The sequence below is a fragment of the Pseudomonas sp. SMSB3 genome, assembly GCF_052041965.1.
Classification (GTDB): domain Bacteria; phylum Pseudomonadota; class Gammaproteobacteria; order Pseudomonadales; family Pseudomonadaceae; genus Aquipseudomonas.
The window spans coordinates 221,358-248,313 of the sequence record NZ_JBKGGV010000005.1 but is presented as its reverse complement, the minus strand read 5'-3'; the positions used below and the strand labels follow the sequence as shown (position 1 = coordinate 248,313).

Genomic DNA, 26,956 nt, shown 5'->3' with positions numbered 1-26,956 from the left:
CGCCGCTCCCGTTGCGGGAGCGGCTGATATTCATGCCTTGAGCAGATGCTTCCAGCCGCGACTTTGGTCGACCGCACGCGCCTGGTCGATGCGCGCTTCGAGCAGCTCATCGCTGATCGGCAGTTCGGCCAGCTCATGCAGCTTGCGCAGGTCGCCATACAGGCGGTCCATCTGCGGCGCTTCCAGCACTTGGCGGGCATGGTGCAGCCAGGTCAACAGCTGTTCGATACGCGGCAGCTGCTCGGCCAGGTCTTCCGGACGCTGGGTATAGAGCGGCAGCTTCAGTGCGCGGCCTTCTTCACCTAGCAGGTGCGCCAGCCAGCTGGCCAGTTGCGCCTTGCCCTGACGCTCGCCGCGACCCTTGCGCTCTGCGGTCCAGGTGCGGGCCAGCAGCCAGCGCGATGTGTCCAGCGAGAACTGGCCCCAACGTACGTCTTCAAGTTCTTCGATGAACTGCTCGGGCGCGGCGCGACGGATGTCTTCGTCGTCATTGCCGGCCTGCACCAATGGCCGCCAGTCTTCAAGCAGGGCATCGAGGCTGGCGCGCAGCTCACGCGTGCTGGCACGCGGCGCCGCCTGGCCAAGGCTCGCCACCAGCGCACGCAATTCGGCAAGGCACTGCACCCAGTCCTGCAGCAAACGCCAGTGACCGTTGTGGCGGTATTGCTCGGCCAGGCGCTGGCTGCTGGCAAGCAATTGCCAGGCAAGCGCGCTGAAGGCGTCGTCCAGGGCTATTTCGGCGTCCAGCTCAACGGCCGGCAGGCCTAGGTCGTAGCTGTCCGGCTCCAGCAGGCGGTACCCGCGCTCGGCCTTGCTGATATCGCAAGGCATCAACGGCAGGCTGGCGGCCAGTTCAGCGGCCAGCTCCAGCAGTGCCTGGGGTTCACCCTCGCGCAGCTCCAGTTCCAGTTCGCAGATTGCTTCCTTGCGCTTGCCGGCTACGACGAAGCCCTGGTCCAGCGCGGCCTCGATCACCACCTTGCTTTTGCCGCGGCCCCAGGCGATTTCCGCGTACTCACGGGTGAAATCGGTGGTGAACAGGGGCTTGATGGTTTTTTTGTCCAGCGCGGCCAGTTGCTCGGGCCAGCAAGTGGCATCGAGCTTTTTCAGGTCGAGCTTGGGCTTGTCCAGGTTCCACTCGTACTCGTTGCGCTCGGACAGGCCCGCCACGCTCTGGCCGCGGCACTTGAGGGTCTGGATGACCACATCGCCATCGCGGCGCAGGCGCAGGGCCACGCGGGCGGCGGACAGCTCGCGCTCGGGCGTGTCGAAGTACTGGTTGGTCAGTTCGCGGGTCTGCCAGCCGGACTTGTTGCGCTTTTTCAGCAGAGGGTGCTCGCGCAGGGCGGCAAGGGTCTCGCGGCTGGCGCGGAGCTTGAGTTCGGTTTCTTTGTGCATCGCAGGCTCGAAGGAGGGGCATCGTTGTCAGGCAGTCTACAGGAGTCGGCCGGCAACGGTTTATTCCAGACGGCGGATAGTCCTATGATGGGCAACGCTTCCGAGGAGTATGCGCATGCCGTTGCCGACACTGAAAGACCAGTTTGCCGCTCTGATCGCGGCGCCCTCGGTGAGTTGCACCCAGCCTGCGCTTGACCAGAGCAACCGTCAGGTCATCGACCTGCTCGCCGGCTGGCTGGGCGACCTGGGGTTCAGTTGCGATATCCGCCAAGTGACGCCGGGCAAGTTCAACCTGCTCGCCAGCCGCGGCACCGGCCCTGGCGGCTTGGTACTGGCCGGCCACAGCGACACGGTGCCGTTCGATGAGCAACTGTGGAACAGTGACCCGCTGAAACTGACCGAGCTCGAGGGGCGTTGGGTCGGCCTGGGCAGCTGTGACATGAAGGGTTTTTTCGCCCTGGTCATCGAGGCGGTGATCCCATTGCTGGCGCACGATTTCAAGCAGCCGCTGCTGATTCTTGCAACGTGCGACGAGGAAAGCTCCATGTCCGGCGCCCGCGCGTTGGCCGAGGCCGGCCAGCCGCTCGGCCGTGCGGCGGTGATCGGCGAGCCCACTGGCCTGCGTCCGATCCGCATGCACAAGGGCATTCTGATGGACCGCATCGATATTCTCGGGCGCAGCGGTCATTCTTCTGATCCAAGCCTGGGCCACAGCGCCCTGGAAGCCATGCATGCGGTGATGGGCGAGCTGATGACCCTGCGCGGGCAATGGCAGGAAACCTACCGCAATCCGCAGTTCAGCGTACCCACCCCGACGCTCAACTTCGGCTGCATCCATGGCGGCGACAATCCCAATCGCATCTGCGGGCAGTGCGCCCTGGAATTCGACCTACGCCCGTTACCGGGAATGGATGCTGCGCAACTGCGCGCCACCATCAGCGAAAAACTGCGCCCGCTAGCCGAGCGTCACCAGGTGCGTATCGACTATGCGCCGCTGTTCCCCGAGGTACCGGCTTTCGAGCAGCCGGCCGATGCCGAGCTGGTGCAGGTGGCCGAGCGCCTGACCGGTCATCGCGCCGAGGCGGTGGCGTTCGGTACCGAAGCGCCTTATCTTCAGCAGCTCGGTTGCCAGACCATCGTGCTCGGCCCTGGTGACATCGCCTGTGCTCACCAGCCTGGCGAGTATCTGGAAATGTCACGTATCGAGCCGACCGTGCGTCTATTGCGTGAACTGATTGGGCACTATTGCCTGAAGTAAACGTCCACCCCCTTGATTCGTTATTGCCTGAAGGAGACCGCGCGTGACTGCAAGCCTGTTCCGACGATGATCTTGAACGCCGTGTGATCCCACCGTTCTCCGTCCACTTTATCCACAGGCCCTGTCATGCCCGAATACGTCAACTGGCTGCGTCATGCCTCCCCTTACATCAATGCCCATCGCGACTGCACCTTTGTCGTCATGCTCCCCGGCGATGGCGTCGAGCATCCCAACTTCGGCAACATCGTTCACGACCTGGTGCTGCTGCACAGCCTGGGCGTGCGCCTGGTGCTGGTGCATGGCTCGCGTCCGCAGATCGAAAGCCGCCTGGCCGAGCGCGGCCTGACCCCGCACTATCACCGCGGCATGCGCATCACCGACGCGGCCACCCTGGATTGCGTGATCGATGCCGTCGGCGCACTGCGCCTGGCCATCGAAGCACGCCTGTCGATGGATATCGCCGCCTCGCCCATGCAGGGCTCGCGCCTGCGTGTGGCGTCCGGCAACCTGGTCACGGCGCGGCCGATCGGCGTGCTCGAAGGGGTGGACTATCACCATACCGGCGAAGTGCGCCGGGTCGACCGCAAGGGGATCAGCCGCCTGCTCGATGAGCGCTCCATCGTGCTGCTGTCGCCGCTGGGCTATTCGCCTACCGGTGAAATCTTCAACCTGGCTTGCGAAGATGTCGCCACCCGCGCGGCCATCGAATTGAGCGCCGACAAGCTGCTGCTGTTCGGCGCCGAGCCTGGCCTGCTGGATGAAAGCGGCAAGCTGGTGCGTGAGCTGCGCCCGCAGCAAATTCCCCCGCATCTGGCGCGCCTGGGCAGCGATTATCAAGGCGAGCTGCTCGATGCCGCTGCCCAGGCCTGCAAAGGTGGCGTGGCGCGCAGCCACATCGTCAGTTATGCCGAAAACGGCGCGCTGCTGACCGAGCTGTTCACCCGCGAAGGTGGCGGTACGCTGGTGTCCCAGGAGCAATTCGAGGTGGTGCGCGAGGCGACCATCGAGGACGTCGGCGGCCTGCTCGACCTGATCAGCCCGCTGGAAGAGCAGGGCATTCTGGTGCGCCGTTCACGCGAAGTGCTCGAACGTGAAATCGAGCAGTTCAGTGTGGTCGAGCGTGAGGGCATGATCATCGCCTGTGCGGCGCTGTATCCGATTGCCGACTCCCAGGCCGGCGAACTCGCCTGCCTGGCAGTGAACCCGGAATACCGCCACGGGGGGCGCGGCGATGAGCTGCTTGAGCGCATCGAGGAGCGCGCGCGGCAGTTGGGGATCAATACGCTGTTCGTGCTTACCACCCGGACTGCGCATTGGTTCCGCGAGCGCGGCTTCGCACCCAGCGGCGTCGAGCGGCTGCCGGCGGCGCGCGCTTCGTTGTACAACTACCAGCGCAACTCGAAGATTTTCGAGAAGACGCTCTAAGCCTGCACCGCCCCCAAGTGGGGGCGGCACTTCGACTCATACGGTATGCAGATACCAGTTGTACTCGAGGTCGGAGATCGAATGCTCGAACTCCTCCAGCTCGCTTTCCTTGCACGCGACGAAGATGTCGATGTACTTCGGATCGATGTACTTGTTCAGGATTTCACTGTCGTCCAGCTCGCGCAGCGCATCGCGCAGGTTGTTCGGCAGGCTCTGCTCCAGCTGCTCGTAGGAGTTGCCTTCGATCGGCTCGCCCGGTTCGATCTTGTTGGTCAGGCCATGGTGCACGCCGGCAAGCACGGCGGCCATCATCAGGTACGGGTTGGCGTCGGCACCGGCTACGCGGTGTTCGATGCGCACGGCGTCCGGTGAGCCGGTCGGTACGCGCAATGCCACGGTCCGGTTGTCCAGACCCCAGCTCGGCGCGTTCGGCACGTAGAACTGTGCGCCGAAGCGACGGTACGAGTTGACGTTCGGGCAGAGGAACGCCATGGACGCGGGCAGGGTCTCGAGCACACCGCCGACAGCGTGACGTAGCGCGGCGTTCTGCTCGGGATCCTCGCTGGTGAAGATGTTGTTGCCATCTTTGTCCAGCACGGAAATGTGTACATGCAGGCCATTGCCAGCCTGACCCGGGTAGGGCTTGGCCATGAAGGTGGTGTCCATTTCATGGTCGTAGGCGATGTTCTTGATCAGGCGCTTGAGCAGCACCGCGTAGTCGCAGGCCTTGAGCGGATCGGGAACATGATGCAGGTTGACTTCGAACTGCGCCGGGGCGCTTTCCTTGACGATCGCGTCGGCAGGGATGCCCTGCTCCTTGGCGCCTTCGAGGATGTCCTGCAGGCAGTCGGCGTATTCGTCGAGGTCGTCGATCAGGTACACCTGGGTCGACTGCGGGCGTTTACCGGAGATGGGCGAGCGCGGCGGCTGTGGTCGGCCGTTCACGTTCTCCTGGTCGATCAGGTAGAACTCCAGCTCGAAAGCGGCGCAGATGGTCAGGCCCATGTCGGTGAACTTGCTCACCACCTGGCGCAACACTTCACGCGGGTCGGCGAAGAACGGCTCGCCTTCGATTTCGTGCATGGTCATCAGCAGCTGCGCAGTGGGGCGCTTCTGCCAAGGTTCGTTGGAAAGGGTGTCCGGAATCGGATAGCAGATGCGGTCTGCGTCGCCGATGTCCAGGCCGAGCCCGGTGCTTTCGACGGTAGAACCGTTGATGTCCAGGGCAAAGAGGGAGGCAGGCAGGTTGATGCCTTTTTCGTAAACCTTGTGGAGGCTGGTGCGCTCAATGCGCTTGCCACGCACCACACCATTCATATCTGCAATCAGAAGGTCAACGTAGAGAACCTCAGGATGTTCCTTAAGGAACGCGTTCGCTTCGTTAAGCTGAACGGCACGCGGGGGTACCGACATGATGCAACACCTTTGTTGTTAAAAATATCAATCAAGGGGGGCTTGCAGGTCCAGTCAATCGAAAAGACAAACTGATGTCAAGCCAACCCCGTGATGCCCTGAAATGGCACATCGACGGCAGATTTGCTGCATATCGGGGCGCGCCATTATCCGCTATTTCCCGCTCGAAGAGCTATCTCCGCCAAGCCGTGTTTTATTTTTTACGGAGGAGTTGTGTAAAAAAATTAACAAGGCTAAGCTCGGACGCAACCCAAAACACAATAATACGAGGGTCACATGGTCCGCCTGTCGCGACCTGAATGCGCTGCCTGCGCAGTGCAGCCCGGTCTTCCTGACGTGCTCGCAGATGCCGCTAAAGCAGTGGCCGCCGTGGTCGCAATAATTGACGTTATGCGCCTGTGCGTCTTCCCTCGTTACGCTTTTTCGTTGCTCTTCTCGTACTCCTGCCCTTCGATGCCACCTTGGACACGCTTGATTTCAGTGTATCCACAGTGCGCCTGTGCGTGGGTTTTTGCTTTAGCAATCTACTCCATCCAGAATCAGAGCGCGGACCACCTTACCTCCTGAGGTATTTATGAGTAACAACCTCGACCAGCTCACCGATTGGTTGAAAGAGCACAAGATCACTGAAGTCGAATGCCTGATCAGCGACCTGACCGGCATCACTCGCGGCAAGATTTCGCCGACCAACAAGTTCATCGCCGAAAAGGGCATGCGTCTGCCCGAAAGCGTGCTGCTGCAGACCGTGACTGGCGACTACGTCGACGATGACATCTACTACGACCTGCTCGACCCGGCTGACATCGACATGATCTGCCGCCCCGACCAGGACGCCGTATTCCTGGTGCCCTGGGCCATCGAGCCGACCGCCCAGGTGATTCACGACACCTACGACAAGAAGGGCAACCCGGTCGAGCTGTCGCCGCGCAACGTGCTCAAGAAGGTACTCAAGCTCTACGCGGATCGCGGCTGGCAGCCAATCGTCGCGCCAGAAATGGAGTTCTATCTGACCAAGCGCAGCGAAGACCCCGACTTCCCCCTGCAGCCGCCAGTCGGCCGCTCTGGGCGCCCGGAAACCGGGCGCCAGTCGTTCTCGATCGAAGCTGCCAACGAATTCGACCCGCTGTTCGAAGATGTCTACGACTGGTGCGAACTGCAACGCCTGGACCTCGATACGCTGATCCACGAAGACGGCACGGCGCAGATGGAGATCAACTTCCGCCATGGCGACGCGCTGCACCTGGCCGACCAGATCCTGGTGTTCAAGCGCACCATGCGCGAGGCTGCGCTCAAGCACAACGTGGCTGCGACCTTCATGGCCAAGCCCATGACCGGCGAGCCGGGCAGCGCCATGCACTTGCACCAGAGCGTGGTCGACGTGAACACCGGCAAGAACATCTTCAGCAATGAAGACGGCAGCATGAGCCAGCTGTTCCTGCACCACATCGGCGGCCTGCAGAAGTTCATCCCCGAAGCGCTGCCGCTGTTCGCCCCCAACGTCAACTCGTTCCGCCGCTTCCTGCCCGATACCTCGGCGCCAGTGAACGTGGAGTGGGGCGAGGAAAACCGCACCGTAGGCCTGCGTGTACCGGATGCCGGGCCGCAGAACCGCCGGGTCGAAAACCGCCTGCCGGGCGCCGATGCCAACCCGTACCTGGCCATCGCCGCCAGCCTGTTGTGTGGCTATATCGGCATGGTCGAGGGCATCGAGGCCAGCGCGCCGGTGCAAGGCCGTGGCTACGAGCGGCGCAACCTGCGCTTGCCGCTGACCATCGAAGATGCGCTCGAGCGCATGGAGATCAGCCGCGCGCTGGTGCAATACCTGGGCAAGAAATTCATCACCGGCTACGTCGCGACCAAGCGTGCCGAGCATGAAAACTTCAAACGCGTCATCAGCTCCTGGGAGCGTGAGTTCCTGCTGTTCGCTGTCTGATCAACCCTGAGCCCGCCTGGGCGGGCGCCGGAAAATGGAGAGGCACATGAGCGTCAACAACCCGCAAACCCGTGAATGGCAGAACCTGAGCGGTGAGCACCACCTTGCACCTTTCTCTGACTACAAGCAGTTGAAGGAGAAAGGGCCGCGTATCATCACCAGGGCCCAAGGTGTGCATTTGTGGGACAGCGAAGGTCAGCAGATCCTCGACGGCATGGCCGGACTTTGGTGCGTGGCGGTCGGTTACGGCCGTGAGGAACTGGTGCAGGCAGCCGAAAAGCAGATGCGCGAGCTGCCGTACTACAACCTGTTCTTCCAGACCGCTCACCCGCCGGCACTGGAGCTGGCCAAGGCCATCACCGAAGTGGCGCCTGCGGGCATGACCCATGTGTTCTTCACCGGCTCCGGCTCCGAGGGCAACGACACCGTGCTGCGCATGGTCCGTCACTACTGGGCCCTGCAAGGCAAACCGCACAAGCAGACCCTCATCGGCCGGGTCAATGGCTACCATGGCTCGACCGTCGCCGGTGCCAGCCTGGGCGGCATGAGTGGCATGCACGAACAGGGCGGCCTGCCGATTCCGGGCATCGTGCACATCCCGCAGCCTTACTGGTTTGGCGAAGGCGGCGACATGAGCCCCGATGAATTCGGCGTGTGGGCCGCCGAGCAGCTCGAGCAGAAGATTCTCGAAGTCGGCGAAGACAACGTCGCTGCATTCATTGCCGAGCCCATCCAGGGCGCGGGCGGGGTGATCATTCCACCGGAAACCTACTGGCCGAAGATCAAGGAAATTCTCGCCAAGTACGACATCCTGTTCGTCGCTGACGAAGTCATCTGTGGCTTCGGGCGTACCGGCCAGTGGTTCGGCTCCGACTACTACGGTCTGACCCCCGACCTGATGACCATCGCCAAGGGCCTGACCTCCGGTTACATCCCCATGGGCGGTGTAATCGTGCGTGACAAGGTGGCCAAGGTGCTCAGCGAAGGCGGCGACTTCAACCACGGCTTCACCTACTCCGGTCACCCGGTCGCGGCGGCTGTGGGTCTGGAAAACCTGCGCATCCTGCGCGATGAGAACATCGTCGAGAAGGCGCGCACGGAAGCGGCACCGTATTTGCAAAAGCGTTTGCGTGAACTGCAGGACCACCCACTGGTGGGCGAAGTGCGCGGGCTCGGCCTGCTCGGGGCGATCGAACTGGTCAAGGACAAGTCCACCCGCAGCCGTCACGAAGGCAAGGGCGTGGGCATGATCTGCCGCAATTTCTGCTTCGACAACGGCCTGATCATGCGCGCAGTGGGCGACACCATGATCATTGCGCCACCGTTGGTCATCAGTCATGCAGAGATCGACGAGCTGGTGGAAAAGGCGCGCAAATGCCTGGACTTGACGCTGGAGGCGCTTGCATAGGCGTTTGCTAGGCTAGCGATGTGACATTAAGTCGTTACAAGGCCCTGCTTTCCTTGATAGGGGGCCTTCTAACTTGCCAGACTAGCGACTGTTTCAGTCGCCGCGCGCGCTGCACCGTGGGTCCTGGCTGCTAAACAGTCGCTTAACAAAAATTCTGGAGCATTACGCATGAATAAAATGGGCAAGACGTTGCTGGCCGCCGCCCTGATGGGTGCCATGGCCTCCGCTGTTCAGGCTGAAGACAAAGTGTTGAATGTCTACAACTGGTCGGACTACATCGCGGCGGACACCATCGCCAAGTTCGAGAAGCAGACCGGCATCAAGGTCAAGTACGACGTCTTCGACAGCAACGAAACCCTGGAAGCCAAGCTGCTGGCAGGCAAGTCGGGTTACGACATCGTGGTACCGTCCAACAACTTCCTGGCCAAGCAGATCAAGGCTGGCGTGTACGAAGAGCTGGACCGCTCCAAGCTGCCGAACTGGAAAAACCTCGACCCCGACCTGCTCAAGGCCGTCGGCGATGCCAGTGACCCGGGTAACAAGCACGCTTTCCCGTACATGTGGGGCTCGATCGGCATCGGCTACAACCCAGAGAAGGTCAAGGCTGCGCTGGGCGTGGACAAGATCGATTCGTGGGACGTGGTGTTCAAGCCTGAAAACATTGCCAAGCTCAAGAGTTGTGGCGTGAGCTTCCTCGATGCGCCGACCGAAATGCTGCCAGCTGCGCTGCATTACCTGGGCCTGCCGAGCAACAGCACCAAGAAAGAAGACCTCAAGGCGGCCGAGGACCTGTTCCTCAAGATCCGTCCTTCGATCACCTACTTCCACTCGTCCAAGTACATCGGCGACATGGCCAACGGCAACATCTGCGTGGCGGTTGGCTACTCGGGTGACCTGGAGCAGTCCAAGGCCCGCGCCCACGAAGCCGGCGACAAGGTCAAGGTCGACTACGTGATTCCCAAAGAGGGTGCCGGCACCTTCTACGACATGGTCGCCGTCCCCAAGGATGCTGATCATAAAGACGCCGCCTACCAGTTCATGAATTTCCTCATGCAGCCGGAAATCATGGCCGAGATCACCAACGCCGTGCGCTTCCCGAACGGCAACCAGGCCGCGACTCAGTTCGTCGACAAGGACATCACCAGCGATCCAAGCATCTACCCGCCTGCCGAGGTGAAGAAACAGCTGTATGCGATCGCCGCCCCCGAGGCCGCCGCGCAGCGTGTGATCACCCGCAGCTGGACCAAGATCAAGTCGGGCAAATAAGCCCACGGCATCCGCTCTGGGCCGGGGGTCCCCGGTCCAGAGCCAGTGAAAGGCAATTGATGATTGCGGCATCGGGGCTGCGAAGGTAAGTTGCGCGCCGGTTTTGCGTGTGCGGCAGTCCCGTCGCGACCCAGGCACTGATTGTGAGGACCACCCACTTGTGTATTTCCATTTTGCGTAAGGCCTTGCTGGCCGGAGCGGGCCTGACGCTGGCATGCAGCGTCCAAGCGGCGCCAACGGTGCACCTTTACAACTGGTCCGATTACATCGGCCCGACCACCTTGGCAGATTTCCACAAGGCCACCGGCATCAAGCCCGTCCAGGATGTGTTCGACTCCAACGAAACGCTGGAAGGCAAGCTGCTGGCAGGCAATACCGGCTATGACGTGGTCGTGCCGTCCAACCATTTCCTGGGCAAGCAGATCAAGGCCGGTGCGTTCCAGAAGCTTGACCGCACCCTGCTGCCCAACTACGCCAACCTCGACCCCGCATTGATGAAGCGCCTGGAAAAGAACGACCCGGGCAATCAATACGCGGTGCCGTACCTGTGGGGCACCAACGGCATTGGTTACAACGTCGACAAGGTCAAGGCTGCGCTGGGCGTGGACACGATTGACTCCTGGGCGGTGTTGTTCGAACCCGAGAACATGAAGAAGCTCTCCAAATGCGGCGTTGCCTTCCTCGACTCGGCCGATGAGATGCTCCCGGCGGTGCTCAACTACATGGGGCTGAACCCCAACAGCACCGACCCCAAGGATTACGCCAAGGCTGAAAAGAAACTGCTGGCCGTGCGTCCGTACGTCACCTACTTCCACTCTTCCAAGTACATCACCGACCTGGCCAACGGCGACATCTGCGTCGCGGCGGGTTTCTCCGGTGATGTGTTCCAGGCCAAGGCGCGCGCCGAAGAAGCCAAGAAGGGCGTGAACCTGGCATACGCCATTCCCAAGGAGGGCGGCAACCTCTGGTTCGATGTACTGGCGATCCCCAAGGACGCCAGGAACGTCAAGGAGGCCCATGCCTTCATCAACTATTTGCTGAAACCTGAGGTTATCGCCCAGGTCAGTGATTACGTCGGTTACGCCAACCCGAACCCCAAGGCTGGCGACCTGATGGACCAGGCCGTGAGGACTGACGCCGCGGTTTACCCACCGCAGGAAGTGCTGGACAAGATGTTCGTGAACTCAGAGTTGCCGCCGAAGGTGCAGCGTCTGATGACCCGCAGCTGGACCAAGGTCAAGTCGGGCAAGTAATCATCCAGACCCGCTGCGGCCTCCCTGGTGGGGCTGCGTGGGCACAAAAATCTTGTTGGGAGTTTCATTCATGGCAGTTGCCTCCGGTGCCTATAAAAAAGCCCTCGAGGGTGGCCAGCAACCCAAGCAGGTGCTGGTCAAGATCGATCGGGTTACAAAAAAATTCGACGAAACGGTGGCCGTGGACGACGTGTCCCTGGAGATCCGCAAGGGTGAGATTTTCGCCCTGCTCGGCGGCTCCGGCTCCGGCAAGTCGACCTTGCTGCGCATGCTGGCGGGTTTCGAGCGCCCGACCGAGGGGCGGATCTTCCTCGACGGCGTCGACATCACCGATATGCCGCCCTACGAGCGGCCGATCAACATGATGTTCCAGTCCTATGCGCTGTTCCCGCACATGACCGTGGCGCAGAACATCGCCTTCGGCCTGCAACAGGACAAGATGCCCAAGGCCGAGATCGACGCGCGGGTGGCCGAGATGCTCAAGCTGGTGCACATGACCCAATACGCCAAGCGCAAACCGCACCAGCTCTCCGGTGGCCAGCGCCAGCGGGTGGCCTTGGCCCGCTCCCTGGCCAAGCGCCCCAAGCTGTTGCTGCTCGATGAGCCGATGGGCGCCTTGGACAAGAAGCTGCGCTCGCAGATGCAACTGGAGCTGGTGGAAATCATCGAGCGCGTGGGCGTGACCTGCGTGATGGTGACCCACGACCAGGAAGAGGCCATGACCATGGCCCAGCGTATCGCCATCATGCACCTGGGTTGGATTGCCCAGATCGGCTCGCCTGTGGATATCTACGAGACACCGACCAGTCGCCTGGTCTGTGAATTCATCGGCAACGTCAACCTGTTTGAAGCCGAGGTGATCGACGATGCCGAAGGCCATGCGCTGATCGCCTCGCCCGAACTGGAGCGCAAGATCTACGTCGGCCACGGCGTGTCCACCTCGGTGGAAGACAAGCACATCACCTACGCGCTGCGCCCGGAAAAGATGCTGGTCACCACCGTGCAACCGGACTTCGAGTACAACTGGTCGCGTGGCAAGGTGCACGACATCGCCTACCTGGGCGGCCACTCGGTGTTCTATGTCGAGCTGCCAAGCGGCAAGGTCGTGCAGTCGTTCGTCGCCAATGCCGAGCGCCAGGGCGCCCGGCCGACCTGGGGCGATGAAGTGTACGTGTGGTGGGAAGACGACAGCGGCGTGGTACTTCGCTCATGAAAGTGCGCAAGCTCAAGCGAGCCTTCCGACGCGTCACTCCGCAAGGGCGGCATTGGGTGATCGGCGTGCCGTTCATCTGGCTGTTCCTGTTCTTCATGCTGCCGTTCTTCATCGTTTTGAAGATCAGCTTCGCCGAAGCCGACGTGGCGATTCCGCCTTATACCGAGGTCTTCAGTTACGTCGAAGACAAGCTGCAGCTGGTGCTCAACCTGGCCAACTACGGGCTGCTGACCGAGGATGAGCTGTACATCTCGGCCTACCTTGGGTCATTGAAGATGGCCTTCATCAGCACACTGCTGTGCCTGCTGATCGGCTACCCGATGGCTTACTCGATTGCCAACGCCAAGAAGGAAACCCAGACGGTCTTGCTGTTGCTGATCATGATGCCGACCTGGACGGCGATCCTGATCCGCGTCTATGCCTGGATGGGGATTCTCAGCAACAACGGTCTGCTCAACGGCTTCCTGATGTGGACCGGGTTGATCGACCAGCCGCTGCAGATCCTCAACACCAACCTGGCGGTGTATATCGGCGTGGTCTATTCCTACCTGCCGTTCATGATCCTGCCGCTGTTCGCCAACCTGGTGAAGCATGACCCCAGCTTGCTCGAAGCCGCATCCGACCTGGGCTCGAGTACCTTCAACAGCTTCTGGAAGATCACCGTGCCGCTGTCGAAGAACGGCATCATCGCCGGCTGCATGCTGGTGTTCATTCCAGTCGTGGGCGAGTTCGTCATCCCTGAACTGCTGGGCGGTCCGGAAACCCTGATGATCGGCAAGGTGCTGTGGCAGGAATTCTTCAACAACCGCGACTGGCCGGTGGCCTCGGCGCTGGCGGTGGTGATGCTGGCGATCCTGATCGTGCCGATTCTGCTGTTCAACCGCAGCCAGGCCAAAGAAATGGAGGGCAGGGCATGAAACGCTTCGGGTTTTCCAAGCTGATGCTGGTGCTCGGCTTGCTGTTCATCTACCTGCCGATGCTGATCCTGGTGATCTACTCGTTCAACGCCTCCAAGCTGGTGACGGTATGGGGAGGCTGGTCGGTGAAGTGGTACGTCGGCCTGCTCGACAACACCCAGCTGATGGGGTCGGTGATGCGCTCGCTGGAGATCGCCTGCTATACCGCGGTCGCCGCCGTGGCGCTGGGCACCCTGGCGGCGTTCGTGCTGACCCGGGTCACCCGTTTCAAGGGCCGTACCTTGTTCGGTGGCTTGGTCACCGCGCCGCTGGTCATGCCTGAGGTGATCACCGGTCTGTCGCTGTTGCTGCTGTTCGTGGCCATGGCGCAGTTGATCGGCTGGCCGCAGGAGCGCGGCATCGTCACCATCTGGATCGCACATACCACCTTCTGCGCGGCCTATGTCGCGGTGGTGGTGTCGGCCCGCCTGCGCGAGCTGGACCTGTCGATCGAAGAGGCGGCCATGGACCTGGGCGCCAAGCCGTGGAAGGTGTTCTTCCTCATCACCATCCCGATGATCGCGCCGTCGCTGGCGGCGGGCGGCATGATGTCGTTCGCCCTGTCGCTGGATGACCTGGTGCTGGCAAGCTTCGTTTCCGGCCCGGGATCGACGACCTTGCCCATGGAAGTGTTCTCGGCGGTGCGCCTTGGCGTGAAGCCAGAGATCAACGCCGTGGCCAGCCTGATCCTGCTGTCGGTGTCGCTGGTGACCTTCTTCGTCTGGTTCTTCAGCCGCCGCGCCGAAGAGCGTCGTCGCCGGGCCATTCAGCAAGCCATCGAGGAAGGCGCCGCGGCCAACGCCTCGCAGCCACAGGTCAAGCGTCCCTCGCAGCAGCCAGCTTCCGCCTGATCTGCTCGCCCCGTGCCGCGCCGGTATCTGGCGCTGCGCGGGGCGGCAGGGCAAAAGTGATGTTTATCGAACCCTGATCTACGCTGACAGTCGCATACACAAATCATTTGTGCGCAAGCAGGGAGCCTGCATGACGTTCAATCGTCCGCTGTCGGTCATGAGCCTGGGGCTGCTGTTGGTGCTCGCTGGCTGTAGCAAGGAGGAAGCCCCCGAGATTCTGCCTCGGGTAGGCGTGCAGCAGGTACAGCCTACCGACTTCGCGGCCCGGGTGACCTTGACTGGCGATATTCAGGCGCGTGTGCAAACCGATCTGTCTTTCCGTGTTGGTGGCAAGATCATCTCCCGCAGTGTCGACGTCGGTGACCACGTCAAGGCCAACCAGGTGCTGGCGCGCCTGGACCCCAAAGACCTGCAGAACAACGTCGATTCGGCCAAGGCCGAAGTGTTCGCCGCACAGGCACGGGTTACCCAGACCAGTGCCGCCTTCGTGCGCCAACAGAAACTGCTGCCCAAGGGCTACACCAGCCGCAGCGAATACGATGCCGCCGAAGCGGCCCTGCGCAGTAATCAGAGCGCGCTCAAGGCCGCCCAGGCGCAACTGGCCAGCGCCAACGAGCAGCTGGGCTACACCGCTCTGGTGTCCGAAGCCGATGGCGTAATCACCGAGCGCCAGGCCGAGGTCGGCCAGGTGGTGCAGGCGACCATGCCGATCTTCGGCCTGGCTCGGGACGGCGATCGCGACGCGGTGTTCAATGTCTACGAATCCCTGCTGGTGGCGCCGCCTGGCGATGCTGGGGTGGTCGTCAGCCTGCTCGACGATCCTAAGGTCCAGGCGCGCGGCTTCGTGCGCGAGGTCACCCCGACCGTTTCCGCGCAGAGCGGCACCGTGCAGGTCAAGGTCGGCCTGAAGGACGTGCCTGCCGGTATGCAACTGGGCGCACCGGTGACCGCCACGGTCAACGGACAAGGCCAACCCAGCATCGAGCTGCCCTGGTCAGCCTTGACCAAGGCGCTGCACGAGCCTGCTGTGTGGGTGGTGGGCGAGGGTGACAAGGCCGAGCTGCGCAAAGTCCAGGTCGCGCGCTACCTGACCGGCAAAGTGGTCATCGCCAGCGGCTTGCAGGCGGGAGAAACCGTGGTGGTGAGCGGCGGGCAGCTGCTGCATCCGGACATGAAAGTGGAGAGGGTCGCAGCCAAGGATGGGGGTAAGGCGCCATGACCAAGCCCCTCATGCTATTGCTCGCCGGCCTGCTGCTGGCCGGCTGTGGGCAAGATGAACAGGCCCCGCCGCCCATTCGTCCGGTGTTGTCGGTCAAGGTCGAGCCCCAGGCCCAAGCCCAGCTCGGACGCTTCGCCGGCAGCATCCAGGCCCGTTATGAAAGCACCTTGGGCTTTCGTGTCGGCGGGCGTATCGCCCGGCGTTGGCTCGATGTCGGCGCCCAGGTCAAGGCGGGCGACACCTTGGCAACGCTCGATCCGACCGACCAGCAAAATCAGCTGCGCGCCGCCGAAGGCGATCTGGCCCGGGTCCAGGCGCAATGGATCAACGCCCAGGCCGATGCCCGCCGTCAGCAGCAGCTGTATGACCGCGGCGTGGGCGCCCAGGCCCAGCTGGACGTTGCCCAGACCAACCTGAAGACCACCGGCGCTTCGCTGGAGCAGGCACGCTCGGCAGTCAGCCAGGCCCGCGATCAGCTTGATTACAGCACCTTGCGCAGCGACCATGCAGCCGTCATCACCGCCTGGCAGGCCGAGGCCGGGCAGACCGTGACGGCAGGCCAGGCGGTTGTCACCCTGGCCCGTCCAGATGTGAAGGAAGCGGTGATCGACCTGCCCACTGGCCTTGCCGAGCAATTGGACCAAGGCCTGACCTTCACCGTGGCTTCGCAGCTCGATCCCACCATCACCACCACCGCCAGCCTGCGCGAACTGGAGCCGCAGGCCGACGCCACCACGCGCACCCGGCGAGCCCGCCTCAGCCTGGCCAGCACCCCGGCGGCGTTTCATCTGGGCACCGCCATCAGCGTGACCTTGAGTTCGCAGGTGACGCCACGCGCCGAATTGCCGGCCAGCGCCCTGCTGGAGCGGGACGGCAAGATACAGGTATGGGTGATCGACCCGCAGCACAAGACCGTGGCGTTGCGTGACGTCACGCTGATTGCCCGTCGTGGTGACAGCATCGTGGTGGGCGAAGGCCTGCAGCCGGGTGAGCAGGTGGTCACCGCTGGCGTCAATAGCCTCAAACCTGAGCAGAAGGTCGCTTTCGACGAGGATGCGCAATGAAAGGAAGCTTCAACCTGTCCGAGTGGGCGCTCAAGCACCAGTCGTTCGTCTGGTACCTGATGTTCGTCGGGCTGTTGATGGGGATTTTCTCCTACTTCAACCTCGGCCGTGAAGAAGACCCGTCATTCACCATCAAGACCATGGTGATCCAGACCCGCTGGCCGGGCGCTACCCAGGACGAGACCCTGTACCAGGTCACCGACCGCATCGAAAAGAAGCTCGAGGAGCTCGACTCGCTCGACTACGTCAAGAGCTATACCCGCCCGGGCGAGTCCACCGTGTACGTGTACCTGCGTGACACCACCAAGGCCGAGGACATCCCGCAGATCTGGTACCAGGTGCGCAAGAAGATCCAGGACATTCGCGGCGACTTCCCTTCCGGCATCCAGGGCCCAGGCTTCAACGACGAGTTCGGTGACGTATTCGGCTCGATCTATGCCTTCACCGCCGACGGCCTGACCATGCGCCAATTGCGCGATTACGTCGAGCGGGCGCGCGCCGAAGTGCGCGAAGTGCCGAACATCGGCAAGATCGAGATGGTCGGCATTCAGGACGAAGTGCTGTACCTGAATTTCTCGACCCGCAAGCTGGCTGCGCTGGGCATCGACCAGCGCCAGGTCATGCAGGCCTTGCAGTCGCAGAACGCAGTGACGCCGGCAGGGGTGATCGAAGCAGGGCCGGAGCGCATCTCAGTGCGCACGACAGGCCAGTTCGCCTCGGAAAAGGACCTGGAGAACGTCAACCTGCGGATCAATGACCGCTTCTTCCGGCTGGCCGACATCGCCGCCATCGAGCGTGGCTATACCGACCCCCCCGCACCGATGTTCCGCTATGACGGCCAGACCGCCATCGGCCTGGCCATCGGCATGAAAGCCGGCGGCAATATTCAGGTATTCGGCGAAGCCCTGAAGGAAAAGATGGACCGCATCACCAACGAGCTGCCAGTGGGGGTTGGCGTGCATACCGTCTCCAACCAGGCCGTGGTGGTGAAGAAGGCGGTGGGTGGCTTTACCAGTGCACTGTTCGAGGCGGTGATCATCGTGCTGGCGGTAAGCTTCGTCAGCCTTGGCGTGCGCGCAGGGCTGGTGGTGGCCTGCTCGATCCCGTTGGTGTTGGCCATGGTCTTCGTGTTCATGGAATACAGCGGCATCACCATGCAGCGTATTTCCCTGGGTGCGCTGATCATCGCCCTGGGCCTGTTGGTGGATGACGCGATGATCACCGTCGAGGTCATGGTCACGCGTCTGGAAATGGGCGAAAGCAAGGAGCAGGCGGCCACGTTCGCCTACACCTCGACGGCCTTCCCGATGCTGACCGGGACCTTGGTGACGGTGGCCGGCTTCGTGCCGATCGGCCTTAACGCAAGCTCTGCAGGCGAGTACACCTTCACCCTGTTCGCGGTGATCGCGGTGGCCTTGCTGGTTTCCTGGGTCGTGGCGGTGTTCTTCGCCCCGGTGCTGGGGGTGCACATTCTCAACAGCAAGAAGATGAAAGCCCACGACGATGAGCCGGGGCGGGTGGGCCGCGCCTTCGAGCATGGCCTGCTGTGGTGCATGCGCCATCGCTGGCTGACGATCATCGGCACCATCGTGCTGTTCGCCTTGTCAGTGTTCTGCATGCGCTTCGTGCAGAATCAGTTCTTCCCGTCTTCGGACAGGCCAGAGATTCTGGTTGACCTGAACTTGCCGCAAAACGCCTCGATCAATGAAACGCGTAAAGTCGTCGATCGCTTCGAGGCGACGCTCAAGGACGATCCCGACATCGAAAGCTGGAGCACCTACATCGGCCAAGGCGCGATCCGCTTCTACCTGCCCCTGGACCAGCAGCTGCAGAACCCCTATTACGCACAATTGGTCATCGTCAGCAAAGGCCTGGAAGAGCGTGGCGAGCTGATGGCACGCTTGCAAAAGCGCCTGCACGAGGATTTCGTCGGCATCGGCACCAATGTGCAATCGCTGGAAATGGGCCCGCCGGTCGGTCGGCCGATCCAGTACCGAATCAGCGGCAAGGACATTGACCAGGTGCGCAAGCATGCCATCGACCTGGCCACCTTGCTCGACCAGAATCCGCATATCGGTGAGATGATCTACGACTGGAATGAGCCAGGTAAGGTACTGCGCATCGAGATCGCCCAGGACAAGGCGCGGCAACTGGGGCTGTCTTCCGAGGACGTGGCCAATGTCATGAACAGCATCGTCACGGGCGTACCGATCACCCAGGTCAACGACAACATCTACCTGATCGACGTGGTTGCACGCGCCGAGGACAGCGAACGCGGTTCACCCGACACGCTGCAGAACTTGCAGATACTCACCCCCAACGGCACCTCGATCCCGCTTTTGTCGTTCGCAACCGTGCGTTACGAGCTCGAGCAGCCGCTGGTATGGCGTCGCGATCGCAAACCTACCATCACCCTCAAGGCCTCGGTCAGCGGTGATATCCAGCCCACCGACCTGGTGGCTCAGCTCAAACCGAAGATCGAAGAATTTGCCGGCAAGCTGCCAGTCGGCTACGAAATCGCCACGGGCGGTACCGTGGAAGAAAGCGGCAAGGCCCAAGGGCCGATTGCCGCGGTGATCCCGCTGATGCTGTTCCTGATGGCGACCTTCCTGATGATCCAGCTGCACAGCGTGCAGAAGCTGTTCCTGGTGGTCAGCGTGGCGCCGCTGGGGCTGATCGGCGTAGTGCTGGCCTTGGTGCCAACCGGTACGCCGCTGGGCTTCGTGGCAATCCTCGGCATCCTCGCGCTGGCCGGCATCATTATTCGCAACTCGGTGATCCTGGTCACGCAGATCGATGAGTTCGAGGCGCAAGGCTATTCACCCTGGGACGCGGTCGTGGAGGCGACCAACCACCGCCGCCGGCCTATCCTGCTCACGGCCGCCGCAGCAAGCCTGGGGATGATTCCGATCGCCCGCGAAGTGTTCTGGGGCCCGATGGCCTACGCAATGATCGGCGGGATCATCGTGGCCACGCTGCTGACGCTGTTGTTCCTGCCGGCGTTGTACGTGGCCTGGTACAAGATTCGCGAGCCGCAGGAGCAGAACTGAGCGCGCCTCCCGCGTACCTTGGAGCCTATCGGCGGGCTCCAAGGCCGTCTTGCCCACATCGAAATGCCCCTGGAAATTTGGTTATATAAACATTCTTAAACAGTATTTTTAAGAATAAACCTGCCTGACTACTATAGCCCTCAAGCCAGGCGTTAATTCCTCCCATACCTCAGCCCGGCACCCTACTCCAAGGAGAACGAGCATGAGTGCATCGCTGCGCAGCATCGACGGTCAGGACGAAGCCACCATCCTGCGGGAAATCCAGAGCGCCCTGCGCGACCTGCGCTTCGGTGCAGTGGAGATCACCGTGCACAACGCCCAGGTGGTGCAGATCGAACGCAAAGAGAAGTTCCGCCTGCAACAGCCCAACAACAAGGCTGGCTAATTCGCATCCGCGTTTTCACAACTAGAAAAAATGCCAATCGGGAGCTTCACCATGTCCATCCGCCGTTATGCGCTGGCCGCCGTGGCCAGTGCTGTTTTTGCCGGTTCCGCCGTTGCCAAGGATTACCAGCTGCTGAACGTGTCCTATGACCCGACGCGTGAGCTTTACCAGCAGTACAACGCCGAATTCATCAAGCATTGGCAGCAGACTCACCCGGACGATACGGTGAAGATCCAGCAGTCCCACGGTGGTTCGGGCAAGCAAGGTCGTGCGGTGATCGACGGCCTGCGCGCCGACGTGGTGACCCTGGCCCTGGCCGGTGACATCGACGAAATCGCCAAGCTTGGCAAGACCTTGCCAGAGAACTGGCAGACCCGCCTGCCGGACGCCAGCACCCCCTACACCTCGACCATCGTGTTCCTGGTGCGCAAGGGCAACCCCAAGGGCATCAAGGACTGGGGCGACCTGATCAAGAAAGATGTCTCGGTCATCACGCCCAACCCGAAAACCTCCGGTGGCGCTCGCTGGAACTTCCTGGCGGCCTGGGCCTACGGCCTGAAGGCCGGCGGCAGTGAAGAAAAAGCCAAGGAATACGTGCAGGAGCTGTTCAAGCACGTCCCTGTGCTGGACACCGGCGCCCGTGGCTCGACCATCACCTTCGTCAACAACGGCCAGGGCGATGTATTGCTGGCGTGGGAAAACGAAGCCTTCCTGGCACTCAAGGAAGACGGCGGCAACGACAAGTTCGACATCGTCGTGCCATCGCTGTCCATCCTGGCCGAACCGCCGGTGGCAGTGGTCGACAAGAACGCCGAGAAAAAAGGCAATACCGAGATTGCCACCGAATACCTCAAGCATCTGTACAGCCCGCAAGGCCAGAAGATCGCCGCCGAGAACTTCTACCGCCCGCGCGATGAAAAGGTCGCTGCCGAATTCGGCAAGCAGTTCCCGAAACTGGACCTGGTGACCATCGACAAGGACTTCGGTGGCTGGAAGACCGCGCAGCCGAAATTCTTCAATGATGGTGGTGTGTTCGACCAGATCTATCAGGCACAGTAAGCGCCAGGTTTCAAAAGCCTGCACCGGCCCGGAATGTCTCCGGGCCACGTGCATTCATCCAGGGATCCTTATGTCGCGTCGTATTTCCCCCGTCATACCCGGCTTCGGGCTGACGCTGGGTTACACCTTGGTGTACCTCAGCCTGATCGTGCTGATACCGCTGGCTGCAATGTTCATCCACGCTTCGCAGCTGACCTTCGAGCAGTTCTGGAACATCATCAGTGCGCCGCGGGTGATCGCCGCGCTCAAGCTGAGCTTCGGCACTGCGCTGTTCGCCGCCATCATCAATGGCGTCATCGGTACCCTGCTGGCCTGGGTGCTGGTGCGCTACACCTTCCCCGGGCGCAAGATCATCGACGCGATGATCGACCTGCCGTTCGCCCTGCCCACCGCCGTTGCCGGTATCGCCCTGACCGCCCTGTACGCCCCTGCCGGCTGGGTCGGCCAGTTCGCTACCGACCTGGGCTTCAAGATTGCCTACACCCCGTTGGGCATCACCCTGGCGCTGACCTTCGTGACCCTGCCGTTCGTGGTCCGTACGGTGCAGCCGGTACTGGCCGACATTCCGCGTGAAGTGGAAGAAGCCGCCGCCTGCCTGGGCGCCAAGCCGCTGCAGGTGTTTCGCTACGTGCTGGCACCGGCGCTGCTGCCGGCCTGGCTGACCGGCTTTGCCCTGGCCTTCGCCCGCGGGGTCGGCGAGTACGGCTCGGTGATCTTCATCGCCGGCAACATGCCGATGAAGACCGAAATCCTGCCGTTGCTGATCATGGTCAAGCTCGACCAATACGACTACACCGGCGCCACCGCCATCGGCGTGCTGATGCTGGTGGTTTCCTTCATCCTGCTGCTGCTGATCAACCTGCTGCAGCGCCGCATCGAAACCCCGTGAAGGAGGCCGCATGTCCAGTTCGACCTTGAACGCAAGCGCCGCTGCCAACGCTGCCCGGCGCGGCAGCGCCACGTCACGGCGCATCCTCATCGGCCTTGGCTGGTTGGTGTTCGCGGTGTTTCTCCTGCTGCCGCTGGTGATCGTGGTGTCGCAGGCGCTGAAAAATGGCTTCGGCACGTTCTTCGAAGCGATTTTCGAACCTGACGCCCTGTCGGCGCTCAGGCTTACACTGTTGGCCGTGTTCATCTCGGTCCCCTTGAACCTGCTGTTCGGGGTCAGCGCCGCCTGGTGCGTGAGCAAGTATACGTTTCGTGGCAAGAGCATCCTGGTCACGCTGATCGACCTGCCGTTTTCGGTTTCGCCGGTGATCGCAGGCCTGGTCTATGTGCTGATGTTTGGTGCGCAAGGCTTTTTCGGGCCCTGGCTGCAGGATCATGACATTCAGATCGTCTTTGCCCTCCCCGGCATCGTCCTGGCCACCATCTTCGTCACCGTGCCGTTCGTGGCCCGTGAACTGATTCCGCTGATGCAGGAGCAGGGCACGCAGGAGGAAGAAGCAGCGCGCCTGCTGGGTGCCAATGGCTGGCAGATGTTCTGGCATGTGACCTTGCCGAACATCAAGTGGGGCCTGATCTACGGCGTGGTGCTGTGTACCGCGCGGGCGATGGGCGAATTCGGCGCGGTGTCGGTGGTTTCGGGGCATATTCGCGGCGTGACCAACACCTTGCCGTTGCACGTGGAAATCCTCTACAACGAGTACAACCACGTCGCGGCCTTCAGCGTGGCCAGCCTGTTGCTGATCCTGGCGCTCTTCATCCTGCTGCTCAAGCAGTGGAGCGAGAACCGTATTAACCGCCTGCGCCACAGCGCCGCGGAGGAATGATTCATGTCGATCGAAGTTCGTAACGTCAGCAAGCGCTTCAACAGCTTCCAGGCTCTGGACAACATCAACCTGGACATCAACAGCGGCGAGCTGGTGGCCCTGCTTGGCCCATCCGGCTGTGGCAAGACCACCTTGCTGCGCATCATCGCCGGCCTGGAGACGCCTGATCAGGGCAGTATCGTGTTCCATGGCGAAGACGTCTCCGGTCACGATGTGCGCGATCGCAACGTGGGTTTCGTGTTCCAGCACTATGCTTTGTTCCGCCACATGAGCGTGTTCGATAACGTCGCCTTCGGCCTGCGCATGAAGCCCAAGGGCGAGCGCCCGAGCGAAAGCCGAATTGCCGAGAAGGTGCACGAGTTGCTCAACATGGTTCAGCTCGACTGGCTGTCCGACCGTTACCCGGAACAGCTTTCCGGCGGGCAGCGTCAGCGCATTGCCCTGGCCCGCGCGCTGGCGGTCGAGCCCAAGGTGCTGTTGCTCGACGAGCCCTTCGGCGCGCTCGATGCCAAGGTGCGCAAGGAACTGCGCCGCTGGCTGGCGCGATTGCACGAGGACATCAACCTGACCTCGGTGTTCGTCACCCACGATCAGGAAGAAGCCATGGAAGTGGCCGACCGCATCGTGGTGATGAACAAGGGCGTGATCGAGCAGATCGGCTCGCCGGGTGAGGTCTACGAGCAGCCGGCCAATGATTTCGTCTATCACTTCCTGGGTGATTCCAACCGCCTGGCGCTCAGCGAAGGCCAGCATGTGTTGTTCCGCCCGCATGAAGTGTCGCTGTCGCGCCACGAAACCGAAGGCCACCATGCTGCTGAAGTGCGCGATATCCGGCCGTTGGGGGCCACCACCCGGGTGACCTTGAAAGTCGAAGGTCAAAGCGAGCTGATCGAAGCCGAAGTGGTCAAGGACCATGACAGCCTCACTGGCCTGGCCCGTGGTGAAACCTTGTTCTTCCGGCCGAAGGTCTGGCAGAAAGTGGCGGATCTCTGAGTAAGATAAAGTCGATCAGACCCGGGCCCTGGCCCGGGTTTTTTATGCGCGCTTTGCCCATTTACCGGCCTTCGGGCGATGCATTTTTTGAATACGCAATATGCAAGCAAAGCATGAGTAATCCTGCCAAGGCTGCAGCCCGCGAATTCCGGGGCATGCTCGTCAGGACGTGTTTTTTATATTCAATAAAGGACTAGCTTTAACTCGAAATATTACTTTCAGTGATAAGCCTGCAGTTCGATGATTCAGCCACACACCTGAATCAGCACTGCCAGGAGCTTCATCGATGGGTAATGTCCAGACGGCCGCCAGGGCCTACGACCAGTCATGGCGCCCCAGCCCGGGTGAGCTGCTCGACCTCGGTCGTACGCCGCGCCTGCCACTGGGACAATTACGACTGCAACGCCAACCGGTCAGCGGCCTCAAGCGCCGCGACAAGTTACTGCTAGGGCTGCTGGTCGTGGGTCTGCACGCAGCTGCAGCCTACTACGTGAGCCAGACGCCGACCCCGGCACTGCCGATCGTGCCCCCGCAAATCCCGCCGATGACCATCGAATTCGCCGCACCTGCGCCCGCGCAGGTAGAGCCGCCACCTCCAGCGCCTGCACCGCCTGTGGTCGAACCGCCGCCACCCGTGGTCGATGAGCTGGCCAGCAAGCCCAAACCCAAGCCTAAGCCGGCGCCCAAGCCGGTGGCCAAGCAGCCGCCCAAGCCGCAGGCGTTGCCCAAACCCGTACAGGCGCCGACGCCGGCACCGGCACCGGTTGCCGCTGCGGTTGCGCCAGCACCGGCGAAACCCGCACCGGTGACGCCCCCATCGGCCAATGCCGCCTACCTGAAAAACCCTGCGCCGGAATACCCGCAGATGGCGCTGCGCCGCGGCTGGGAAGGCACCGTGCTGCTGCGTGTCGAGGTCCTGCCCAGCGGCAAGCCAGGACAAATCCAGATTCAGCAGAGCAGTGGTCGCGATGCCTTGGACGCCGCAGCCCTTGCCGCGGTCAAGCGCTGGAGCTTCGTGCCTGCCAAGCAGGGTGATGTGGCGCAGGCGGGCTGGGTCAGCGTGCCGATCGATTTCAAGCTTCGTTAACGTTTCGCAGAACACAGGAAGACACCCTCATGAGCTTGTTGGCATCCCCCCTTGCATCGGTTGAAAGTGCAGTCATCTGGCTGTTGGTCGGTTTTTCGGTCGCGACCTGGGCCCTGGCGTTGGCCAAGGCAGTGCAGTTCGTGCGTCTGAAGAACCAGGACAAACGTTTCCACAAACAGTTTTGGGCGGCGTCCAGTCTCGATTCGGCAGCGCAGTTGAGCCACGAACTGCCAGGCCCGGCGGCGCGCGTGGCGCAGTCAGGCTACGCCGCGATCGCCGTAGGTGACGCCCAGCCAAACGACCTGAGCCATGCCATCAATCACCAGGACCGCCTCGAGCGCGCGCTGCGTCAGCAGATCGTGCGTGAACGTCGCTCATTGGAGACCGGCCTGGCGGTGGTCGCGAGTATCGGCAGTACGTCGCCTTTCATCGGCCTGTTCGGGACCGTGTGGGGCATCATGGAAGCGCTCAAGGGCATCAGCGCTGCCGGCTCCGCCAGCCTGGAAACCGTGGCCGGCCCCATCGGCGCCGCACTTGTCGCCACCGGTGTGGGTATCGCCGTCGCGGTGCCAGCGGTGCTGGTGTACAACTATTTCCTGCGCCGCCTGAAGCTCACGGCTGCCGACCTGGATGACTTCGCCCACGACTTCTACAGCTTGGCGCAGAAGAGTGCCTTCCGGGTCCTGGTGCACCCTACGCTGCACAAGCACCAGGCCGGGTTCACCCAGCCGGTGAAGGAGGCCTCCTGACATGGCCTTCTCGACCCAGGACGGTGATGAAGTGCTCAGCGAGATCAACGTCACGCCATTGGTGGACGTCATGCTGGTGTTGCTGGTGGTGTTCATCGTCACCGCGCCGCTGCTGACCAACGCCATTCCCATCAACCTGCCCAAGACCGAGGCGGTGGCCCCAGTGGAGCAGAAAGATCCGTTGGTGGTGAGCATCGACGGCGGCGGCAAGCTGTTCATCAACAAGGATGAAATCCAGCCGCAGGTACTGGAAAGCCGGCTGAAGGCCGCCAAGCAGGAGGATGCCCAGGTACGCGTGCAGCTCCAGGCTGACGATGGCGTGAATTATGGCGAAGTGGCACGTGCCATGGCGGCCATCGAGCGAGCGGGCATCAGCAAGCTGGCGGTTATCACAGCGCGCTGAGGGGCTTTGATTTTCTTCAGGCAAGGTATTTGGGGGCCATATCTCGTGACAGGGATTGGCCCTCTTTTTTGCTTGTGGGCCCGGTCCTGGGAAAGTCGCGCAGCCCCGATTGAATAACTCTTACGGTTATTAATAAATAGCTTCTTATTCCTTTACCGATATAACCACAGCTTTATACTGGGGCCCAAGCACGCAAACACTGGAGGCGTCCCCATGCGCAATGAGTCGATTCGTTACCTGATTGTGCCGGGCTGGCAAGGATCGCCAGACAATCATTGGCAGAGCCATTGGCAACGCACGCTACCCAACGGGGCCAGGGTAGAGCAACGCGACTGGCTCACCCCGCAGCGCGATGACTGGGTACAGGCGCTGGAGCAAGCCATCGCCGGCGAACCCACGCCGGTGATTCTGATCGCTCATAGCCTTGGCTGCGTCACGGTCGCCCATTGGGCCGCACAGGCAAGCCCGGCCTTGCTGCGCCGAGTCCGCGGCGCCCTGTTGGTGGCGCCGGCGGACGTCGAGCGACCTGGGTGTGCGGCTGCCCTGCGCAACTTTGCGCCGATTCCGCTGCAGGCGCTGCCGTTTCCCAGCCAAGTGGTGAGCTCCGACAACGACCCGGCGGTCAGCGTGCCGCGTGCGCTGTTGCTGGCCCAGGCCTGGGGCGCTGAGGTCGGGCTGCTGAGCAATGCTGGGCATATCAACGTCAAGTCCGGTCACCAGCGCTGGGAGCAGGGTTTCGCCTACCTGTATCGCTTGCAGAGCCGTGTCGAGCAGCGCGCCTTGCGCCTGGCCTGACCGGCT

General features: G+C 62.0%; 23 protein-coding genes. 21 read left to right on the top strand and 2 right to left on the bottom strand.

What is annotated here, in order from left to right; genetic code table 11:
* Positions 1 to 30: 30 nt before the first annotated feature.
* Complete coding sequence (locus tag ACLEJW_RS11475; RefSeq protein ID WP_440777558.1) at positions 31 to 1,398, bottom strand: CYTH domain-containing protein; 1,368 nt, start codon at positions 1,396 to 1,398, stop codon at positions 31 to 33.
* Between the two features lie 115 nt (positions 1,399 to 1,513).
* Here ACLEJW_RS11475 and argE point away from each other — a divergent pair, with 115 nt between their 5' ends.
* Positions 1,514 to 2,656 (top strand): acetylornithine deacetylase, encoded by a 1,143-nt coding sequence (argE, locus tag ACLEJW_RS11470; RefSeq protein WP_440777557.1) that lies wholly within the window; start codon positions 1,514 to 1,516, stop codon positions 2,654 to 2,656.
* A 126-nt stretch (positions 2,657 to 2,782) separates the two neighbouring features.
* Positions 2,783 to 4,081 (top strand): amino-acid N-acetyltransferase, encoded by a 1,299-nt coding sequence (gene argA, locus ACLEJW_RS11465; RefSeq protein WP_145191043.1) that lies wholly within the window; start codon positions 2,783 to 2,785, stop codon positions 4,079 to 4,081.
* A 36-nt stretch (positions 4,082 to 4,117) separates the two neighbouring features.
* Here the strand turns inward: argA and ACLEJW_RS11460 are convergent, their stop codons facing one another.
* Positions 4,118 to 5,494: a glutamine synthetase family protein gene (locus ACLEJW_RS11460; RefSeq protein ID WP_145191046.1), complete on the bottom strand. Its 1,377-nt coding sequence runs from the start codon at positions 5,492 to 5,494 to the stop codon at positions 4,118 to 4,120.
* Positions 5,495 to 6,068: 574 nt separating this feature from the next.
* On the opposite strand from ACLEJW_RS11460, the gene ACLEJW_RS11455 reads away from it, so the two are divergent.
* The 19 genes from ACLEJW_RS11455 to ACLEJW_RS11365 all read left to right on the top strand — a co-directional run bounded on the left by ACLEJW_RS11455 (position 6,069) and on the right by ACLEJW_RS11365 (position 26,950).
* Positions 6,069 to 7,427 carry a glutamine synthetase family protein gene (locus ACLEJW_RS11455; protein ID WP_145191049.1) on the top strand — a complete coding sequence of 453 codons (1,359 nt, stop codon included), beginning with the start codon at positions 6,069 to 6,071 and terminating at the stop codon, positions 7,425 to 7,427.
* Between the two features lie 46 nt (positions 7,428 to 7,473).
* The gene (locus ACLEJW_RS11450) at positions 7,474 to 8,835 is read left to right on the top strand and encodes an aspartate aminotransferase family protein (RefSeq protein WP_145191052.1); all 1,362 of its coding nucleotides are present in this window, start codon (positions 7,474 to 7,476) and stop codon (positions 8,833 to 8,835) included.
* Between the two features lie 168 nt (positions 8,836 to 9,003).
* The gene (locus tag ACLEJW_RS11445) at positions 9,004 to 10,101 is read left to right on the top strand and encodes a polyamine ABC transporter substrate-binding protein (RefSeq protein ID WP_313458133.1); all 1,098 of its coding nucleotides are present in this window, start codon (positions 9,004 to 9,006) and stop codon (positions 10,099 to 10,101) included.
* A 158-nt stretch (positions 10,102 to 10,259) separates the two neighbouring features.
* Positions 10,260 to 11,354 (top strand): polyamine ABC transporter substrate-binding protein, encoded by a 1,095-nt coding sequence (locus ACLEJW_RS11440; RefSeq protein ID WP_313297022.1) that lies wholly within the window; start codon positions 10,260 to 10,262, stop codon positions 11,352 to 11,354.
* Between the two features lie 70 nt (positions 11,355 to 11,424).
* Entirely contained in the window at positions 11,425 to 12,567 is a 1,143-nt protein-coding gene (gene potA / locus ACLEJW_RS11435) for a polyamine ABC transporter ATP-binding protein (protein WP_145191061.1), read from the top strand.
* On the top strand, positions 12,564 to 13,484 hold the full coding sequence (locus ACLEJW_RS11430) for an ABC transporter permease subunit (protein WP_145191064.1): 921 nt from the start codon (positions 12,564 to 12,566) through the stop codon (positions 13,482 to 13,484). Before potA ends, ACLEJW_RS11430 begins: the two co-directional genes overlap by 4 nt.
* A complete protein-coding gene (locus ACLEJW_RS11425) occupies positions 13,481 to 14,374 on the top strand; it encodes an ABC transporter permease subunit (RefSeq protein ID WP_145191067.1) in 894 nt (297 codons plus the stop codon). Before ACLEJW_RS11430 ends, ACLEJW_RS11425 begins: the two co-directional genes overlap by 4 nt.
* A 130-nt stretch (positions 14,375 to 14,504) precedes the next feature.
* Entirely contained in the window at positions 14,505 to 15,593 is a 1,089-nt protein-coding gene (locus tag ACLEJW_RS11420; RefSeq protein WP_313646773.1) for an efflux RND transporter periplasmic adaptor subunit, read from the top strand.
* Complete coding sequence (locus tag ACLEJW_RS11415; RefSeq protein WP_440777556.1) at positions 15,590 to 16,657, top strand: efflux RND transporter periplasmic adaptor subunit; 1,068 nt, start codon at positions 15,590 to 15,592, stop codon at positions 16,655 to 16,657. Before ACLEJW_RS11420 ends, ACLEJW_RS11415 begins: the two co-directional genes overlap by 4 nt.
* Positions 16,654 to 19,707 carry an efflux RND transporter permease subunit gene (locus ACLEJW_RS11410; protein WP_313458123.1) on the top strand — a complete coding sequence of 1,018 codons (3,054 nt, stop codon included), beginning with the start codon at positions 16,654 to 16,656 and terminating at the stop codon, positions 19,705 to 19,707. Before ACLEJW_RS11415 ends, ACLEJW_RS11410 begins: the two co-directional genes overlap by 4 nt.
* A 202-nt stretch (positions 19,708 to 19,909) precedes the next feature.
* On the top strand, positions 19,910 to 20,092 hold the full coding sequence (oscA, locus tag ACLEJW_RS11405; protein WP_145191078.1) for a sulfur starvation response protein OscA: 183 nt from the start codon (positions 19,910 to 19,912) through the stop codon (positions 20,090 to 20,092).
* A 51-nt stretch (positions 20,093 to 20,143) separates the two neighbouring features.
* The gene (locus ACLEJW_RS11400) at positions 20,144 to 21,151 is read left to right on the top strand and encodes a sulfate ABC transporter substrate-binding protein (RefSeq protein ID WP_440777555.1); all 1,008 of its coding nucleotides are present in this window, start codon (positions 20,144 to 20,146) and stop codon (positions 21,149 to 21,151) included.
* Between the two features lie 70 nt (positions 21,152 to 21,221).
* Positions 21,222 to 22,040, top strand: a complete 819-nt coding sequence (cysT, locus tag ACLEJW_RS11395) for a sulfate ABC transporter permease subunit CysT (protein WP_440777554.1) — start codon at positions 21,222 to 21,224, stop codon at positions 22,038 to 22,040.
* 10 nt (positions 22,041 to 22,050) lie between these two features.
* Positions 22,051 to 22,923, top strand: a complete 873-nt coding sequence (gene cysW / locus ACLEJW_RS11390) for a sulfate ABC transporter permease subunit CysW (RefSeq protein ID WP_145191087.1) — start codon at positions 22,051 to 22,053, stop codon at positions 22,921 to 22,923.
* Between the two features lie 3 nt (positions 22,924 to 22,926).
* Positions 22,927 to 23,916, top strand: a complete 990-nt coding sequence (locus ACLEJW_RS11385) for a sulfate/molybdate ABC transporter ATP-binding protein (protein ID WP_145191091.1) — start codon at positions 22,927 to 22,929, stop codon at positions 23,914 to 23,916.
* Between the two features lie 286 nt (positions 23,917 to 24,202).
* On the top strand, positions 24,203 to 25,003 hold the full coding sequence (locus ACLEJW_RS11380) for an energy transducer TonB (RefSeq protein WP_313645255.1): 801 nt from the start codon (positions 24,203 to 24,205) through the stop codon (positions 25,001 to 25,003).
* A gap of 29 nt (positions 25,004 to 25,032) precedes the next feature.
* Complete coding sequence (locus ACLEJW_RS11375) at positions 25,033 to 25,752, top strand: MotA/TolQ/ExbB proton channel family protein (protein ID WP_145191097.1); 720 nt, start codon at positions 25,033 to 25,035, stop codon at positions 25,750 to 25,752.
* 1 nt (position 25,753) lies between these two features.
* Positions 25,754 to 26,155, top strand: a complete 402-nt coding sequence (locus tag ACLEJW_RS11370) for an ExbD/TolR family protein (protein WP_145191099.1) — start codon at positions 25,754 to 25,756, stop codon at positions 26,153 to 26,155.
* 213 nt (positions 26,156 to 26,368) lie between these two features.
* The gene (locus tag ACLEJW_RS11365) at positions 26,369 to 26,950 is read left to right on the top strand and encodes an alpha/beta hydrolase (protein WP_145191102.1); all 582 of its coding nucleotides are present in this window, start codon (positions 26,369 to 26,371) and stop codon (positions 26,948 to 26,950) included.
* The last annotated feature ends 6 nt before the right edge of the window (positions 26,951 to 26,956 follow it).